This is a genomic window from Paenibacillus durus (assembly GCF_000756615.1).
Classification (GTDB): Bacteria; Bacillota; Bacilli; order Paenibacillales; family Paenibacillaceae; genus Paenibacillus_AQ; species Paenibacillus_AQ durus.
The window spans coordinates 4,579,510-4,596,970 of record NZ_CP009288.1; the positions used below are offsets into that span (position 1 = coordinate 4,579,510).

Annotated in this window: 16 protein-coding genes, 1 rRNA gene and 1 other annotated feature; all 17 genes read right to left on the minus strand. The window is 52.4% G+C overall.

Going from position 1 to position 17,461, the window contains the following annotated elements:
- Window positions 1-167 precede the first annotated feature (167 nt).
- A 16S ribosomal RNA gene (locus tag PDUR_RS19890) occupies window positions 168-1,720 on the minus strand.
- Between the two features lie 576 nt (window positions 1,721-2,296).
- A complete protein-coding gene (locus PDUR_RS29905; RefSeq protein WP_233277403.1) occupies window positions 2,297-3,904 on the minus strand; it encodes a LysM peptidoglycan-binding domain-containing protein in 1,608 nt (535 codons plus the stop codon).
- A 229-nt stretch (window positions 3,905-4,133) separates the two neighbouring features.
- Window positions 4,134-5,018, minus strand: a complete 885-nt coding sequence (gene ilvE, locus PDUR_RS19900) for a branched-chain-amino-acid transaminase (protein WP_042207868.1) — start codon at window positions 5,016-5,018, stop codon at window positions 4,134-4,136.
- Between the two features lie 4 nt (window positions 5,019-5,022).
- Window positions 5,023-5,910 (minus strand): prephenate dehydratase, encoded by an 888-nt coding sequence (gene pheA / locus PDUR_RS19905; RefSeq protein WP_042207869.1) that lies wholly within the window; start codon window positions 5,908-5,910, stop codon window positions 5,023-5,025.
- Window positions 5,907-6,887: a homoserine kinase gene (gene thrB / locus PDUR_RS19910; protein WP_042207870.1), complete on the minus strand. Its 981-nt coding sequence runs from the start codon at window positions 6,885-6,887 to the stop codon at window positions 5,907-5,909. Before thrB ends, pheA begins: the two co-directional genes overlap by 4 nt.
- A gap of 134 nt (window positions 6,888-7,021) precedes the next feature.
- Entirely contained in the window at window positions 7,022-8,308 is a 1,287-nt protein-coding gene (locus tag PDUR_RS19915) for a homoserine dehydrogenase (RefSeq protein WP_042207871.1), read from the minus strand.
- A 35-nt stretch (window positions 8,309-8,343) separates the two neighbouring features.
- On the minus strand, window positions 8,344-8,781 hold the full coding sequence (locus PDUR_RS19920) for an ACT domain-containing protein (protein ID WP_036600762.1): 438 nt from the start codon (window positions 8,779-8,781) through the stop codon (window positions 8,344-8,346).
- Between the two features lie 248 nt (window positions 8,782-9,029).
- A complete protein-coding gene (gene obgE, locus PDUR_RS19925) occupies window positions 9,030-10,340 on the minus strand; it encodes a GTPase ObgE (protein WP_042207872.1) in 1,311 nt (436 codons plus the stop codon).
- Between the two features lie 17 nt (window positions 10,341-10,357).
- Window positions 10,358-11,104, minus strand: a complete 747-nt coding sequence (locus PDUR_RS28240; protein WP_042207873.1) for a Spo0B domain-containing protein — start codon at window positions 11,102-11,104, stop codon at window positions 10,358-10,360.
- A 188-nt stretch (window positions 11,105-11,292) separates the two neighbouring features.
- Window positions 11,293-11,604 (minus strand): 50S ribosomal protein L27, encoded by a 312-nt coding sequence (gene rpmA / locus PDUR_RS19935; RefSeq protein ID WP_025688063.1) that lies wholly within the window; start codon window positions 11,602-11,604, stop codon window positions 11,293-11,295.
- A gap of 17 nt (window positions 11,605-11,621) precedes the next feature.
- Window positions 11,622-11,957: a ribosomal-processing cysteine protease Prp gene (locus PDUR_RS19940; protein WP_042207874.1), complete on the minus strand. Its 336-nt coding sequence runs from the start codon at window positions 11,955-11,957 to the stop codon at window positions 11,622-11,624.
- 12 nt (window positions 11,958-11,969) lie between these two features.
- Window positions 11,970-12,281, minus strand: coding sequence for a 50S ribosomal protein L21 (gene rplU / locus PDUR_RS19945; protein WP_036603262.1), 312 nt, complete (start codon window positions 12,279-12,281; stop codon window positions 11,970-11,972).
- Window positions 12,282-12,295: 14 nt separating this feature from the next.
- Window positions 12,296-12,380 (minus strand) — a sequence feature (ribosomal protein L21 leader region).
- Window positions 12,381-12,486: 106 nt separating this feature from the next.
- Window positions 12,487-13,737 carry an Rne/Rng family ribonuclease gene (locus tag PDUR_RS19950; protein WP_042207875.1) on the minus strand — a complete coding sequence of 417 codons (1,251 nt, stop codon included), beginning with the start codon at window positions 13,735-13,737 and terminating at the stop codon, window positions 12,487-12,489.
- 174 nt (window positions 13,738-13,911) lie between these two features.
- Complete coding sequence (locus PDUR_RS19955; protein WP_042207876.1) at window positions 13,912-14,754, minus strand: M50 family metallopeptidase; 843 nt, start codon at window positions 14,752-14,754, stop codon at window positions 13,912-13,914.
- Window positions 14,747-15,595, minus strand: coding sequence for a M23 family metallopeptidase (locus tag PDUR_RS19960; RefSeq protein ID WP_042207877.1), 849 nt, complete (start codon window positions 15,593-15,595; stop codon window positions 14,747-14,749). Before PDUR_RS19960 ends, PDUR_RS19955 begins: the two co-directional genes overlap by 8 nt.
- A gap of 378 nt (window positions 15,596-15,973) precedes the next feature.
- Window positions 15,974-16,768 (minus strand): septum site-determining protein MinD, encoded by a 795-nt coding sequence (minD, locus tag PDUR_RS19965; protein WP_042207878.1) that lies wholly within the window; start codon window positions 16,766-16,768, stop codon window positions 15,974-15,976.
- Window positions 16,769-16,772: 4 nt separating this feature from the next.
- Window positions 16,773-17,432, minus strand: coding sequence for a septum site-determining protein MinC (gene minC, locus PDUR_RS19970; RefSeq protein WP_042207880.1), 660 nt, complete (start codon window positions 17,430-17,432; stop codon window positions 16,773-16,775).
- Window positions 17,433-17,461 lie beyond the last annotated feature (29 nt).

Below are 17,461 nucleotides of genomic sequence, written 5' to 3' on the forward strand. Positions count from 1 at the left end.
TTTCAACTTGTTTGGACACAAGTTCAGCTAAAAGATGTTCTAAAACGCAATTTTCGTTTCGGTATCCAGTTTTCAAGGATCAAGATTTGAGAGCTTGAACTCTCAAAACTGAGCAACGAGTGAGTGTGTATTTGAATGTTTCCGCTACGGGAAACGATTCTCCATAGAAAGGAGGTGATCCAGCCGCACCTTCCGATACGGCTACCTTGTTACGACTTCACCCCAATCATCTACCCCACCTTCGGCGGCTGGCTCCTTGCGGTTACCCCACCGACTTCGGGTGTTGTAAACTCTCGTGGTGTGACGGGCGGTGTGTACAAGACCCGGGAACGTATTCACCGCGGCATGCTGATCCGCGATTACTAGCAATTCCGACTTCATGCAGGCGAGTTGCAGCCTGCAATCCGAACTGAGACCGGCTTTCTAAGATTGGCTCCGCCTCGCGGCTTCGCTTCCCGTTGTACCGGCCATTGTAGTACGTGTGTAGCCCAGGTCATAAGGGGCATGATGATTTGACGTCATCCCCACCTTCCTCCGGTTTGTCACCGGCAGTCACTCTAGAGTGCCCAGCTTCACCTGCTGGCAACTAAAGTCAAGGGTTGCGCTCGTTGCGGGACTTAACCCAACATCTCACGACACGAGCTGACGACAACCATGCACCACCTGTCTCCTCTGTCCCGAAGGCCGCGCCTATCTCTAGACGATTCAGAGGGATGTCAAGACCTGGTAAGGTTCTTCGCGTTGCTTCGAATTAAACCACATACTCCACTGCTTGTGCGGGTCCCCGTCAATTCCTTTGAGTTTCAGTCTTGCGACCGTACTCCCCAGGCGGAGTGCTTACTGTGTTAACTTCGGCACCAAGGGTATCGAAACCCCTAACACCTAGCACTCATCGTTTACGGCGTGGACTACCAGGGTATCTAATCCTGTTTGCTCCCCACGCTTTCGCGCCTCAGCGTCAGTTACAGCCCAGAAAGTCGCCTTCGCCACTGGTGTTCCTCCACATCTCTACGCATTTCACCGCTACACGTGGAATTCCACTTTCCTCTTCTGCACTCAAGCTGTCCAGTTTCCAGTGCGACCACAGGTTGAGCCCATGGTTTAAACACCAGACTTAAACAGCCGCCTGCGCGCGCTTTACGCCCAATAATTCCGGACAACGCTTGCCCCCTACGTATTACCGCGGCTGCTGGCACGTAGTTAGCCGGGGCTTTCTTCTCAGGTACCGTCACTCCTTAAGCAGTTACTCTTAAGAACGTTCTTCCCTGGCAACAGAGCTTTACGATCCGAAAACCTTCATCACTCACGCGGCGTTGCTCCGTCAGGCTTTCGCCCATTGCGGAAGATTCCCTACTGCTGCCTCCCGTAGGAGTCTGGGCCGTGTCTCAGTCCCAGTGTGGCCGTTCACCCTCTCAGGTCGGCTACGCATCGTCGCCTTGGTGAGCCGTTACCCCACCAACTAGCTAATGCGCCGCAGGCCCATCCCTTGGTGACAGATTGCTCCGCCTTTCAGCCTCCTAGCAGGAGCTAAGAGGAATTATCCGGTATTAGCTACCGTTTCCGGTAGTTATCCCAGTCCAAGGGGCAGGTTGCCTACGTGTTACTCACCCGTCCGCCGCTAAGTTGATCGAGAGCAAGCTCTCTCACAACTCCGCTCGACTTGCATGTATTAGGCACGCCGCCAGCGTTCGTCCTGAGCCAGGATCAAACTCTCCAATAAAGATGTTGCAGAGCAACATCGGCCGAATATGAAATCGGTCCAACTCGGTTGAGCGGATGATTTCGCATTCAGATATCGATAGAGCGATTAGCTCAATTTGAAACATCTGACGAGAATTTGCATTCTCAAGGATGGCATTTCAAAAGCGTGAAATACGCTGTGAAATCCATCTCAATTTTGGAACTCGCTGAAGCGAATTCCCACTCACTCGTTGTTCAGTTTTCAAAGATCAACTCTTCATTGCTTTAAATCTTCAGTGCGGATGACTGTTTGTCAACCGGATCTTTAATATATCATTTTTATCGACCGATTGCAAGACTTTTTTTAATAGCTTTAGCACCACTAAAACATGGTCGTTCGCAGCTATTGTCAATTTGTCATCAGCAACTAGATTTATAATATAACATGTCTGCGATATATGTTGCAACCTATAATATTTCCCAATTTTCCTATATGATACTATTTCCTTATTCTACCTACTTAAAAGTCTCGGAATGAGACGAGTAAAATAATAAAAGTGCAGACCGTACCCGAAGATACGAATCTGCACCTTGAAAGTCTATGACCGCTTAAATATCAATCGGAAATCCAAGGGTTACGACGTTTTTTCACTGTCTCTTTGACTTTCCCCGAACGCTGCTGCTTCGTTGTACTGCTAGTTTTAACGTCTTTTCCCTGCCTGCTTGATGTCTTGGCCTTGGCCGTAGAAGCCGATTTAACTTCCCCTTGATTGGCAGTATTCTGCTCTGCGGTCAGGTTGGCAGCAGCAGCATTCTGCTCGGACGAAGCTCCTGATACGGAGCTAACCTCCGTATCCACAGGAAGCCGGTTCGAATAAACCCAATCCTCGGTACCCGGAAATTTCGGAACCGGTGGGATGTTAACTGGAGAGCCATATGGTGTGGGTCCGGGTGCGGGTACGGGCGGGTACGAAGGCGCCATATAAGGTTGAGGAATGCCCATTCCATAAGGGAAAGATTGGGTTTCGCTCGTATAGACAGGCATATTTCCATACACCGGTGCTTCATTACCGAATGGGTACGGCTCGATTCCAGGAGCCCCCCCGCATCCGCAGGAAGGCCAAGGAAGCGTTGTCGGCTGAATCCCATACTGCGGAGAGATGTAGGCCGGATTCTCAGAATAAGGTTGGAAGTCGTTAGCAGGCATCTCTGCGGTGTAGCCGGGCATAACACCCGGATAGTATGGTGCCGGGACATTCGCGACAGGATAACCTGTATCCGGATAGCAATATGGCGCAGGCATTTCCGGCATATACGCCATCGGTTGAGCCTCATAAGGCGCATAAGAAATCGGCTGAACATTCTCATACATCGGGTAATTGGACGGGCAGTCGTAATAGTTGGGATTTTCCGTTATTCCCGGATAACCGTATGATTTGTCGCAGGGAGCTATAGGCTCGCAGGCGTAATAACTCTTGGGAGGCGCGGGAATATGGTACTCCTTGACAGGCTCAGGCATCGGCGGCAAAGGGGCAGCAGTTTCTTGAGGAGGAACCGAAATTTGGACGAACAGGTTCTGCGTCTCGGTATGGATCGTCTTTTTAACTGGAGCAACAGGCGCAGGAATGTTTGCCGGTTGTTGAACAGGTATAGGTGCTGGGACAATAGGAGCCGTTTCTGCCTTTTTTGCCGGTTCTGGAACAGGTACAGGTGTTGGAGCAACAGGAGCTGTTTCTGCCTTTTTTACCGGTTCTGGAACAGGTACAGGTGTTGGAGCAACAGGAGCTGTTTCTGCCGCTTTTTCGATCGGACCCGTAAAGGCCTTTCCGCCGGGGGTGATTTTCTCTGATACAGCAGTGGGCGCATATTCCGGTTGGGCTAAGTTCGGATTTACTGGGTTTGCCGGGTTTACCGGAAGCACTGGAGAAACTGTCGCTTTTTTGGGAATATTCACGATATCCCCTATTTTAAGCACATCGGGATTTTTTAATTGAGGATTAGCACCAATCATATCCTTGAGCTGAATTCCCCATGCTTTTGACAATTTCCATAGGGTGTCTCCCTGCTTGACCGTATGCTTGTGGTACAGCTCACTGCCGTCCGGGGCAGGAACGGCGACAGAAGGGATTTTCACCTTGTCTCCGACAGCCAAAACATCGGGGTTTGCAATTTGCGGATTGGCTTCGATCACTTTATCCAGCGGCACCCCGTACTTTTTGGACAATTCATAGAGTGTATCGCCTTGCTTGACAATGTGTATTTTCACGCAGATTTAACCTCCTAACTTTTTATGGAGCAATGCTTTTTGTCGCAGTGATTTGCGGTAGAGCCGCCTCCTTCGTTACTACATCTTATGCAGCCCATGGGCGATTGACATCCCAGAAGCAAAAAAAATCCTTTCATGCGGCATGATTGCACGCGCATCAAAGGATTGTTCGTTGCTATTCAAAAACTTAGGACTGCCACACCTTATAGCCATCTTTGTCCACAATGCTCCGGAATTCCTCCAGCAGCTTCAGCGTAATCGGACCGGCATGGCCTTCGCCGATGATCCGTCCGTCGATTTCGCGGGCCGCGATAACCTCAGCCGCCGTACCGGTGAAGAAGACCTCATCCGCAATATAAATATCATGCATCGTGAAAGGCTCTTCTTTAAGCTTGATGCCGAGCTTCTCACACAGCTCGATAATGGCAAAACGCGTAATTCCCTCAAGAGCGCCAAGGTAGCACGGCGGGGTGTAGACAACGCCTTTTTTGATGATAAAAATATTGTCGCCCGAGCCTTCCGTCACATATCCCTGTGCGTTCAGCATGATCGCCTCGTCGGCTTCTGCAAGATTGGACTGGATTTTGACCAGAATGTTGTTCAAATAGTTAAGCGATTTGATCTTCGGATTCAGCGCATCCGGAATGTTGCGGCGCTGGGACACGGAAACGGCACGAAGGCCGTTCAGATAAGCCTCTTCAGGATAGATGGCCAGCTGTTCTACAATAATAATGACGCTGGCTTTGGGGCACCGGCGGGGATCAAGTCCGAGGTTGCCGGGGCCGCGGGAAACGATGAGGCGGATATAACCGTTACGCATATCATTACGGCGGATCGTCTCCGCCATTGCTTCCAGCATCTCGTCATAAGTCAGCGGGATGTCAAGCATGATGGATTTGGCCGAATCATACAGCCTGTCCAAATGCTCTTTGCATTTAAAAATGTTGCCGTTATAAATCCGAATCCCTTCAAAAATCCCGTCGCCATACAGAAAGCCGTGGTCAAAAACGGATACCATCGCCTTTTCTTTCGTTACATATTGTCCATCTAGATAAATCAACTGCTCAGACATGAACTTACTGCACCTCCGCTTTCTCTTCCTCATAGGTGTATGTGGGATACGAGCCCAGAATTCGGACCTGGCAACCCAAAGCTTTGATTTCCTCAATAGCGGCAGGCAGGAGGACCGATTCCAACGGTTCGAGCACATCAATATAAAAATAGTAGGTACCCAGCTTCTTCTTCGTAGGCCGTGATTCAATCCGCGACAAATTCAGCTTGCGCCAAGCAAAGGCTGAAAGAACCTGGTGGAGCGCACCCGGAAAATCTTCAGGCAGGGTGATCAGTACGCTGGTCTTGCTGCCGGTGCTTACGCGGGGAATCTCAAGTTTCCCGGGTCCCGCCAGCACAAAACGTGTAAAATTATTGTGATGATCGGTAATTTTGCTTGCGACAATCTCTAGTCCAAAAGTCTTCGCGCCAAGCTCAATGCCGATTGCCGCCCAGCCTTTGCCGGGGTTGTTCTTAACGATTTCCACAGCTTCCGAGGTGCTTCCCACGGTTTCAAGTTCGGCAGTCGGGGCATGCCTGCGGATAAAATGGCCGCACTGGGCCATTGCAACCGGATGGGAGAGGATTTTTACGATGCGCGAGTAATCGACACCGCCTTTTCCGTCCGCAAACTCACCGGGGTTAGCAATCAGGTTCTGCACAGAAGGATAAATCCATTCGGCCTGCATCGGCAGGTCCACTTCATGAATAAGCCAGTCCATGTGCATGCTAACCGAGCCTTCAATCGTATTCTCGACCGGAATGACACTGTAATCGGTCTCTCCTTTGGCCGTTGCCAGAAACACGTCGGAAATAAGCTTATAGAACACCGGCCGGCAGGGTTCCCCTTTCATCAGATACAGCAAAGCTTCATGAGAGGTCGTTCCCTGCGGCAGCACCGCTATTGATTTCATGACCGTACTTCTCCTTTTATCATATCCAAAAATGATTGATTTTGCATCCCATTTTCATCTACAGACTCCGCAAGCGCCCCTGTTCGGCACGGCAGAAGCCAGCGGGTACGCGCTTCAATGCCATGCTTTCGCATCGTTTCCATCAGAAAGGCTTCCAGTTCGCTTTTCCGGGGTTCTCTCCGATCTACAAACGCAATCAGCGTCGGACCGGCACCGCTTAGAGCGATTCCAAGCGCTCCGTGCTGCGTCGCTTCCGCCAGTACTGTCTCCATGCCGGGAACCAGCGGAGCCCGGTACGGCTGATGCAGGCGGTCCCGCATCGCTGCGCCGATCAAATCAAGCCGCCCGCAGGCGAGCGCTCCCGTCAGCAGCGAAGAGCGGCTGACATTGTACACGGCATCGGCCACAGTTACACTGGACGGAAGAGCCTCCCTAGCCTTGGACGTCGCCAGTTCAAATTCTGGAATAACGACAAGCACTTCCAGATCCTTCGGCGGCTCGATGCGGATAACATCCGCATGGCTGCCGTCCCAGGCGGCGGCGATGATTCCTCCAAACAGAGAAGCGCCGACGTTGTCGGGATGCTTCTCCAGCGCGGTTGCCATATCAAAGAGCCTGTCATTGCTCAGAGGAGACCCGATCAGCGCATTGGCCGCAACCATGCCGCCGATAATGGCCGAAGCGCTGCTGCCAAGCCCGCGTGTCAGCGGAATTTCGGAATGCATCGAGATTTCCAGCTCAGGGACGGATACGCCGGCCTCGTCGAATACCATCTGCGCAACCTTGTAAATCAAGTTGCTCTTATCAAGGGCCACATCCTTCATCTCATCACCGTACAGGTGAAAGACGGTCTGCTCCGCTTCGCCCATTTCGATCCAGGCGTACAGCGAGAGCGCCATGCCGAGCGTATCGAATCCCGGACCCAGATTAGCAGTGCTGGCGGGTATTTTTACCCTAACCTTTCTATTGTTAGCCATGAGCGCACCGCCCTTTGTCTGCGGCAAGACCTTTATTCAACATAATGGAATATTGCTCTCTATTATCATGCAGTATAGAATATTTCACAACCCATGGTCTCCTTTAAAAATAATTGCCTTCCCTGCGGTTTGCATCAGCCCTCGACACGGTAATGGCTCTTGACGCGGCGGATGACCTCAAGTTCCTCGAAACGGCGGAGAACCTTGTTCATACTGGACTTGCTGGCATCATGCGTAACGATAATGATCTCGGCGGCCGGATTATTCGGATTGGCCTGCTGTACGACGGAATCGAGGCTGACGTCGCATTCGGCGAACACTTGGGTAATTTTGGCAAGCACCCCCGCTTTATCGTCAACGTGGAGCAGCAGGAAGTTTTTAAAATAAATATCGTCATCGCTCTTCAGCTTCTTATTCTTATAAGGAACGATTTGTTTCAGTCCGTTAACGCCCAGCTTCAGGTTCTTGATCACCGCTACCAGGTCAGCCACTACAGAGGTTGCCGTCGGCATCTCGCCCGCTCCCGCTCCGTAGAACATCGTTTCCCCGACTGCTTCGCCGTAGACATAAACCGCATTGAAAACTCCGTTAACGGAAGCGATCGGATGGCTCGCACGGATCATGGTAGGCTGAACGCTGATGCTGAATTCATCATTATCGCTCTCGGCAATGCCGAGAAGCTTCATCTCATATCCAAGACGCTTCGCAAACAAAATATCCTCTTTGCTGACGCCGGAAATTCCGCTTACGCTCACGTCCCGCAGTTCAACGTTGGTGCGGAAGCCCAGCGTGCCGAGAATCGCCATTTTGCGGGCCGCGTCAAGTCCTTCCACATCCGAGGTCGGATCGGACTCGGCGTAACCGAGCTCCTGCGCCTCCTTCAGCACATCGTCGTACGAAGCGCCTTCCTGGCTCATTTTGGTCAGTATATAATTGGTTGTTCCGTTGACAATACCCATGATTTTAACGATCCGGTCGGAAGAAAAGCCTTCGATCAATGTCCGGATAATCGGGATGCCTCCCGCCACGCTGGCTTCATAAAAAACATCGCATTGTTTTTCCTGCGCTTTTTCCAATATTTCGGTCCCGTACAGAGCCATAAGATCTTTGTTCGCGGTAACGATATGCTTGCCCCGCTCAAGAGCCTCCAAAATATACTCTCTGGTGGCGTCCACCCCGCCCATAACCTCAACGATAACATCGATTTCCGGGTCCCGGATGACTTCCCAAGGATCGGTGGTCAGCTTCGCCGGATCGATCTCGATCGAACGGGGCTTATCACAGTTCTTGACAGCAATACGTTCAATATGTATCTGCGAACCGACCTGACTGCTCAAATCCTCCTGGTTCCCCTGGACGATGCGCACTACGCCCGTACCGACAGTTCCCAGCCCGAGCAATCCTACTTTCACCGGTTTCATCTGAATCTGAATCCCCCTTAACTTATATTCCTTTTCTAACCTTGCCCCACAATTAAAGCGCGCTTGACGCCGGGCATCCCTTTCAGGCTATCCAGCATATCTCCCAGTTCATCGTTTATGTGGGTGATCTCAATGGAAAGGACAACGTTCGCCCACCCTTGAAGCGGAATGCTCTGATGAATGGTCAGCACATTGGCTCCATGCCCCGCTACGGCTCCGAGCACTTTGGACAGCATGCCCGACTCGTGTTCAAGATCCATCGATATCGTTACGATGCGCTCCCTTTCCAGCTGATGGATCAGATGGATGCCGTCCTTGTATTTGTAAAAAGCGCTCCGGCTCAGCCCCACCTGCTCCACGCCCTCATGAACCGTCTTGGCATCGCCGGCTTCCAGCAACTGCTTGACCTGCATCGTCTTCAGTACCGCCTCGGGCAAAATATCTTCACGAACCAAATAATAACGTTCTTTCACAAACGTCCTCTCCTCAAAGACTTTTGTTTTTACATAGTGGACATTATAAAGTTATTCAGAAAGAATTGCAATACTTTTCACAAAACCGTTGTACTCTGAAATTCAACTTCCGATTCAGCAGCAGCATAGGAACAACTTCCATATACGACTCACCTATTGAAAAAAGTGCAAGAAAAAAGGCGCCGTCACGGTTCTCCTTGTACGAAGAAACCATGCCTGCGCCTGCTTTCGGCCCGTTATTCACTTGTTCAATAGTAGCTGCTGCTCTCGACAAACTCGAATTCGAAATCAGCGATTCGAACGATAGTACCTTCCACCGCGCCGCGCTTGCGGAGTTCCTCATCTACACCCATATGCCGCAGCGTCCGCGCCAGCTTCAGAATCGCATCATGCGAATTAAGCTGCATCCGTTTGAGCATCCGCTCAATCTTCGGACTGCTGACGACAAAAGCTTCGTTATCACGGGTAATCGTAAACGAGTCATCATCCTTTGCCTCAAGCTTATATACTTTATGCTCACCGCTCTCTGCCACTTCCTCCACGGCCGGAGCCTGCGGAATGGAATCGAGCAAATCTGCGGCGCGGTAAAGCAGCTCTTGAACGCCTTTGCGGGTCAGCGACGAGATGGGCAGGATCTCCAGATCGGGCTGAAGACTGCCGGCGCGCTCCCGGAAAGAAGCCAGGTTCGCCTCCGCTTCCTCCATGTCCATCTTATTGGCAGCCACAATCTGCGGACGACCGGCAAGGTCTGTGTTGTATTGCTTCAGCTCTTCGTTGATCTTCACCCAGTCCTCGAACGGGTCACGGCCTTCGGAGCCGGCCATATCGACAACGTGAATGATGATGCGCGTGCGTTCGATGTGGCGCAGAAATTCATGCCCTAGCCCAATGCCCTCATGAGCGCCCTCGATCAGTCCGGGAAGGTCGGCCATAACAAAGCTGCGGCCGTCACCTACGTCCACGACGCCGAGATTCGGTGTAATGGTAGTAAAATGGTACGCTCCGATCTTAGGCTTGGCAGCCGAAACGACGGACAGCAAAGTGGATTTGCCAACGCTCGGAAAGCCGACAAGCCCTACATCCGCCATTACTTTAAGCTCAAGCACAACGTAGCGTTCCTGACCTTCCTCCCCATTCTCGGCAAGCTCGGGAGCAGGGTTATTCGGCGTTGCGAAGCGAATGTTGCCCCGGCCACCCCGGCCGCCCCGGGCCACAATTACTTCCTGGCCGTGACGCGTCATGTCGGCGATGATCTCGCCGCTGTCATCGTCAATGAGCACCGTTCCCGGCGGAATACGAACGATCATATCGTCGGCTCCCGCGCCGTGCTGGCTCTTATTGCGTCCCTTTTCCCCGCGCTGGGCCTTGAAATGCCGCTGATACCGGAAATCCATCAGGGTACGCAGCCCTTCGTCCACGCGGAAAATGACGTCGCCGCCCTTGCCGCCGTCGCCGCCGGCCGGACCGCCCTCCGGCACATATTTCTCGCGGCGGAACGCCACCAGACCGTCACCGCCGTCGCCGCCTTTTACAAATATTTTCGCTTTATCTACAAACATGGATGTCTCACCTTCCTTCACATTCCCATCGGCAGGCGCAGCTGGAAATCCGCCTTATGGGGCGTCAGCTGCTCCGCTGTTACAATTTTGCCCTGCACGATATTGAATATCTGTTCCCGGAACAACTCCGTTCCTCCGCGCAAGCCATCGCTGTTGCCGCCGAATGCAATGACAACGTCCCCCTTATCCTTCTTAAAGGAAAGGATCAGCGAACGGGTCTCGCCCTGGGCAGCGAACCCTCCAAATTGGCAGGCTCTGACCGTCTGCATAATCACCGAGGTCAGCTCATCTCCAGCCTCGGGTGTCAGCCTATCTCCGAGATGCAATCCTTCTTCCACTTCAATATCCAATTGCAGGCTGCCGCCCACGGTGCGGAAGGATTGAAGATAGAAGACCAGCGAAGGTATACCAAGCTTGGATATCCGGCTGTCCAGCTCGATGCGCCCTTTTATTCTTTCCACACACTGTACCGATTTATCAGGCTTGCCCAGTTGAATATAGCCGTACAATACCTGGAGATCATTCATCCAGTCATGGCGGTGATGATTAAGCGTCCGGATCGCCGTCTGCTGCAGGATCCGTTCTTGCTTCCGCAGTTCCCGTTCATAATGGCGGCGGACCGCCAGGACGCTGAATAAAGCTGCCGCTGCGGCCCACAAGCCAAGCAGAAGGCATGTCCAAAGCGTCGGCCATACGCATGCGGCCCCCAAGGGAAACGCTATCGATAAGACCGACACTCCTACTGCGCTTTTCCAGGATTTCATACGATCTTCCCCGTCCCTTACGTTCGCGAATTCTTAGCGCTCTACCGCAATCAGACCCGTTCTTGTTTACCAAGTATACCATAGGAATTCCCCCGGATTCATTAAGACGCGGCAAGAATTTTCCTCTCCAGCAAAAAAACCCCCGGCGTTCATGCCGGAGGCTTTACTAGCAATTATAGTCCGTAAGCTTACGCTTCCAGAGCCGCCGCTACCGGAGCGACGTCTACCGGGTAGACGCTCACTTTCTTGCGATCGCGGCCCAGACGTTCGAACTTCACAACGCCGTCCACTTTGGCGAACAAAGTATCGTCTTTGCCGATGCCTACGTTCGTGCCCGGGTGGATTTTCGTTCCGCGTTGACGCACCAGAATGCTTCCGCCTGTTACGGCTTGGCCATCGGCGCGTTTCACACCAAGACGTTTCGCGTGGCTATCGCGTCCGTTCTTTGTGGAACCTACACCTTTTTTCGATGCGAACAATTGAAGATCCAATTTCAACATGCTGTCTACCTCCTTCTTCAAATAATGACTTCCTGTATCTGAATATACTTACCGTACGACTCTGCAATCGTATTGAGCATAACGACCATGGATTCCAGAAGCAGCTGCACTTTGGCAGCAGTTTCGGGGTCTTCAATCGGCAACAGCGTCCCGCTGAGAAACCCGTCCTTCATGGACGAATCCAGCACGACTCCGGTTAAGGCTTCAATCGCGTTGACAGTACCGACCGTTACAGTCGAAACACCGGCACATACGATATCTCTGCCCCTTTTGTCATACTCGGCATGGCCTTTTACGGCAAAACCGACGATGACGCCCTGAGAGGAAGACCTCGTAATCCGCACGTTAATCATTAACGCACCTTCTTACGCTTGAATCTTCTCGATCGTTACTTTCGTGTAAGGTTGACGATGGCCTTGCTTCTTATGGTAGTTCTTCTTCGGTTTGTATTTGTAAACGACAACCTTCTGACCTTTACCATGCTTCTCAACCTTCGCCGTTACGGAAGCGCCGCTTACGAGCGGAGTTCCCGCCGTCAGACCGCCTTCGTTCGATACAGCCAGGACACGGTCAAACGTTACGCTTGCTCCGTCTTCCGCGTTCAGCTTCTCGATGAACAATACGTCGCCCTCTTGAACTTTGTATTGCTTGCCGCCAGTTTCGATAATTGCATACATTGGTTTTGCACCTCCTCATGTCTCAGACTCGCCTGGTCCAGGTGGCTCTCCCTTATGGAATCGCGCTTGATTACCCGATCGGAGCGGTTACAGCATGTGCAGGCAATTGAATAAACCAGACACATACTTATAGATGATAGCATGGAGACTTGTAATAGTCAACGCTAATGCTGCATATAAATATTTTCCAAGAATGCGATACCGGTTATTCCCATTCCTGATTCCAAATCGGCGTTCGACCGGTGCCTCCGCAGCATTCACATGAACGTGTGGAGAATTCCATGACGTCATGCCTCACTTTTTTTCGCGTCATCTCAAGCAGTCCCAGCCGGGTCCAGCCCAAAATATAAGTCTTCGTCCGGTCGCCGCTGACGATGCTTTCAAGCCGGGCCACCACCATTTTGCGATGCTCTTCCCGTTCCATGTCAATGAAATCGATGATGATAATGCCGCCGGTATCCCGAAGCCGGATCAGACGCCCGATCTCTTCCGCAGCGAGAAGATTAGTGCGCGTAACCGTCTCCTCCAGCGACGCGCCGCCCGTATATTGAGCCGTGTTGACATCAATTACGGTGAGCGCTTCCGCCTCATCCCAGATAAGCGTTCCTCCACCTTCGAGCGTGATTTTGCGGCTGAATCCGCGCACGAGCTGCTCTACCACCCCGTATGCGGCAAAAATCGGCTCGATTCCGGTATACAGCTCCACCGGCTTGTATCCTTCCGGAGCCATCTCACTTAAGAATGCCTCGGCCTCTTTGACGGCCTGCGGAGAATCTATCCGAAGCTCGTCCAGCCGGGGATCGAACGTGTCACGGATGAATCTTTGTACGATGCTGAGATCGCGGTGCAGCAGCGCCGGCGCCTCCGCCTTTTGGGCGCGGCGCATGATCCTCTCCCACTGTGCCCGCAGAAGAGCCAAATCTCCTTCCACCGCTACGGAGAGCTCGTCCTCGGACACGGTGCGCATAATCAGACCTTCTTCATTCTTCCGCAGGCGTTCGGCCAGCGCCTTCAGCCGGTTCCGCTCGGATTCGCGCCCGATCTTTTTGGAAACCCCGACGTATTCCGCAAACGGCATATATACCATCCAGCGTCCGGGGAGCGTGTAGTGTGTCGTAACCCGCGCTCCCTTGTTTCCTCTAGGTTCTCTTCTAACCTGAACAATAATTTCCTGTCCGGGCTTTAGCAGCGTATCAATCGATGGCTTTACTTTAGGCTGTTTCTCCAGATGCGGATGCAGTACATCATCTACATATAGAAAGGCATTTTTTTTCTGCCCGATATCGACAAAAGCGGCCTGCATTCCAGGCAGCACATTCATTACCCGTCCCTTGTAATAGCTGCCGACCAGTCCCTGCTGCTCCTCCCGCTCAGCCGCATATTCCACCAGCCTTCCCTTCTCCAGAAGGGCCATCCTGGTCATATGCTGCGAGCAGTGAACGATCATTTGTTTCATGGCGTCACCTCTAGTTACATAAGAAGAACGGCTCCGCTGTCCATTTAAGGACTGCAACCGTTTCTCGTAAAAATGTGAAACTATGGATAAGCGCGAAGCTTTCTCTATTCCATATTTCAAAAATATCCCGATTTCCCTAGGGCGGATTGGCGGAGAGCGCCGAAAACACTTGCTTCAAATCCCAAAATAGGACGAGAGCAAGCGCTGCTCCGGTACGACCGCCATCACGCCTCCTTCGGCGTCAAGCACATAGATCAAATGATACTGGTGCCGTTTAAATAGACGCAGAATGTCATCCAAAGGTTTCGCAAGAGGCGCAACAATTGGGAGTGCAGGTGTGCCTTTGTCCATATGTTGTTCATATATAGCCCCCCGGTTCATAAGAAAAGCCAAAAACCGGTAAGGAAGATTTCGATGATCCGTTATATTGGAATACAGCAGAAATGCGGCGATCATCAGCAAATTAAGCCGAAGTCCGCCGCCGCTTCCCAGCGGCAACAGAGCATACACAGCGGTCAAGGCGCTTGCCGCAATGCTGATTCTTCCGCACCACAGCAGAGTCGAGTAATACGGCGCCTGAAGGCTTAGGGCAGCTTGTACGATTCTCCCTCCATCAAGCGGTAAAATAGGCAGCATATTAAATAGGGCGATAATGAGATTGGCTTGGATGAGATAAGTCATATAGGCTTCGCCACCCCAGCCTGCTTCTTTAAAAGCGGCCGCGAACGCAATCATCAGAACGTTCTGCAGCGGTCCCGCTAGCGCAATTCCGATTTCGCGGTATGCGGTCAGCTTTCCATTGTCCTCAATGACTGCGACTCCTCCGAACGGGAGCAGCTGCACCGATTTGACGGTGGCCCCGGCCAGGAGTGCCGCCCAGACATGTCCCAGCTCGTGAACGAGGACAATGGCAAAGAGCGTCAGCAATTCGAGAAATTGTCCGGTAAGCACGGAAAGCAGCATAATGATGACAAACAGCGGGTGCATGAAAAAGGAAATGCCCCAGACCCTAATCAAAACCGATCTCTTCCGCCGGATCGATATAAGCCTTGTCACGCATCACCGCAAAATAGAGCAGCTTCGGAGAAGATGCGTTCGTTTCCTCCATCCATCCGACGGTATCGCCGCTCTGCACCCAGTCGTCCGCTTTCAGCTTCGTGCCGTATAAATGTCCGTATTCGGCGGTAATTCCTCCGCTATGCTGAACGGTTACACGGATGCCTCCTTCCGCTTCACGTGAAACGGAGAGCACCCTTCCCATATCTATGCTTTTTACCACCGCACTTCCGGCTTCATCAACCGCAGGCATAATTTCTACGCCTTTTAGCGTAGAGGCAAATGGCCTTACAATGCTTCCTGCTATAGGGGAAGACAGCTTATGAAGCGCCGAGACTTTCCGCGTTGTCTCCTCACCATCCCCGAAAATCGGGATAAATGCAGGAGCTCCGTCAAAATACCGTTCATACCACACACGGGCAGCAGTAAAGTCCATATCTTTGCTTAATACGCCGGTTATGAAATTTTGCGCGCGATAAGCCCATGGCTGCTGCACCGTAAAGATTCCCCATACCGCTCCGAACAGAAGCCCGCTGATCATTGTGCGCCGAATAAAGCCTGACAGGAATCGCGGCTTCTGCCGTTCCCGTTCTCCTTCCCCGTCCCAGTTGCGGTGCCGCTCTTTCCACAGTTTTTCCGGGTCGGGCTCGGCGTCGTTCCCATTCAGGTATTTATGCCAATCTTCCGCACTGCCGTCACCCGGCTTGCTGAATCGCGGCGGTTTGGCGAAATCCGGTTTTTCTTCCAGCAGATTGCGGATAGGCTGCTTGCGGTGATTCCCTGCGATTGTTTTGTGACCCATATCGATCCCTCCGGCGGGCTTGTTTAGTATCATCCTATGAAGGAATACAGCGATTTTAGAACAAGCCTTCCGAGGAGGAACGGAGCGGCTATCTTATGGGAAACGACGCAACAGACCAGACAATTCGTTCAGGGCGGTGACTACCGACGCTAGGCTCCAGGCAGCGCCTCGCTGCTGCCTTCGGCGCGGTGCGGATGGCAGCCCTTCTGCTCGGGGGCTCGGGGGCTCGGGGGCCCGGGGGAATCATACTGTTGGCGGTTCCACTCCAGCATGCGCGAAGTGCTTCTTCCACGCCTGGGCAGAACAAACAGCCCCGGACAACCACTAATGAACGTGGTGTCCGGGGCTTGTTTTTTCGGCAGCCTCAGGTGTATGCCTTTAACCGATACCGAAAAATTTCTTCAACTTTTTGAATGCGCCCGGCTTGCGGTCAAGCTGCATCAGAGGCACAGCGTCGCCCAAGATGCGGCGGGCAATATTGCGGTAGGCGATGGCGGCATCCGAATCCGGATTCATGACCGTTGGCTCTCCCATATTAGCTGCCTTAATCACGAGTTCGTCATCCGGTACAATCCCGATCAGGTCGATATTGAGCACCTGCAGAATATCCTCGACATCCAGCATATCGCCGGATTTGATGAGTCCAGGCCGGATGCGGTTAATGACCAGCTTGGGCGATTCCACATCGGACTGCTCGAGCAGCCCGATCACCCGGTCGGCGTCGCGCACGGCTGCATGTTCAGGCGTTGTTACGACAATCGCCTTATCCGCGCCGGCTACCGCGTTGCGGAAGCCGTGCTCAATTCCTGCCGGACAATCGATCAGAATATATTCATATTCCTTCTTCAGTTCCAATACGATATCTCTGACCTGCTCGGGGGTAACTGAAGTTTTGTCCTTTGTCTGCGCGGCCGGGAGCATATACAGCTCTTCAAACCGCTTGTCTTTGACCAATGCCTGGCCAAGCCTGCAGCGTCCTTCGGCGACATCCACCAAATCATATATGATTCGGTTCTCAAGACCCATAACCACGTCCAGATTTCGCAGCCCGATATCGGTATCAACGAGACATACTTTTTTCCCCTGCAGCGCAAGCGCGGTTCCAATATTGGCCGTTGTGGTCGTCTTGCCCACGCCGCCTTTGCCGGAGGTAACAACAATCGCTTCTCCCATGAGGCTACACCCCTTTAAACACATTTAAATCCCGACGCAGCTTGACGAGGTTGTGGATTTTGTCGATTTTCATAGCACCTTCCGACAAAAAAGCAAATTCCATGCTGCTCTCCCGGGTTTCCCATTCGTCCGGGGGCCGGCTGATGATCTCGGCTATGCGAAGCTGGGTTGGAGCCATTACGGAAGCCGCGATAACCGCTTCTTCATTGCCCTCCACTCCCGCGTGAGCCATGCCTCTCAGCGCCCCGAGAATAAAAATATCTCCGGTGCAGGTAATCGTGCCGCCGGGATTCACGTCTCCGAGAAAGAGCAGATCTCCCTTATGATGCAGCACCTGGCCGGACCTAAGGATGCCGCTCATCACGAACATCGAACTTCCGCTCTCCGGTTTCGGGGCATTCTGCGCCTCGATCGAACGGATCAGCAGATTGCCCGGTTTGCGCAATATCTCCAGCACCGCTTCCTTTTCTTCCTCTGTTACCGAACGGCTGCCAAGCTTGACATCCACATGCACGATCGGTCCGGTCAAAATATTTTGATGGCTGTGCTCCAGCTTGTAGCGAAGCTCGTCAAGCAGCTCTTCAAAGGGACATTTGTCATCTAGCAGGAAGACCAGGCCGTCCTTGATGCCTTTTATCCGTACATGCTTGGATATTACTGTCATTTGCCCCTCCCCCCATTCTCATTCATTCG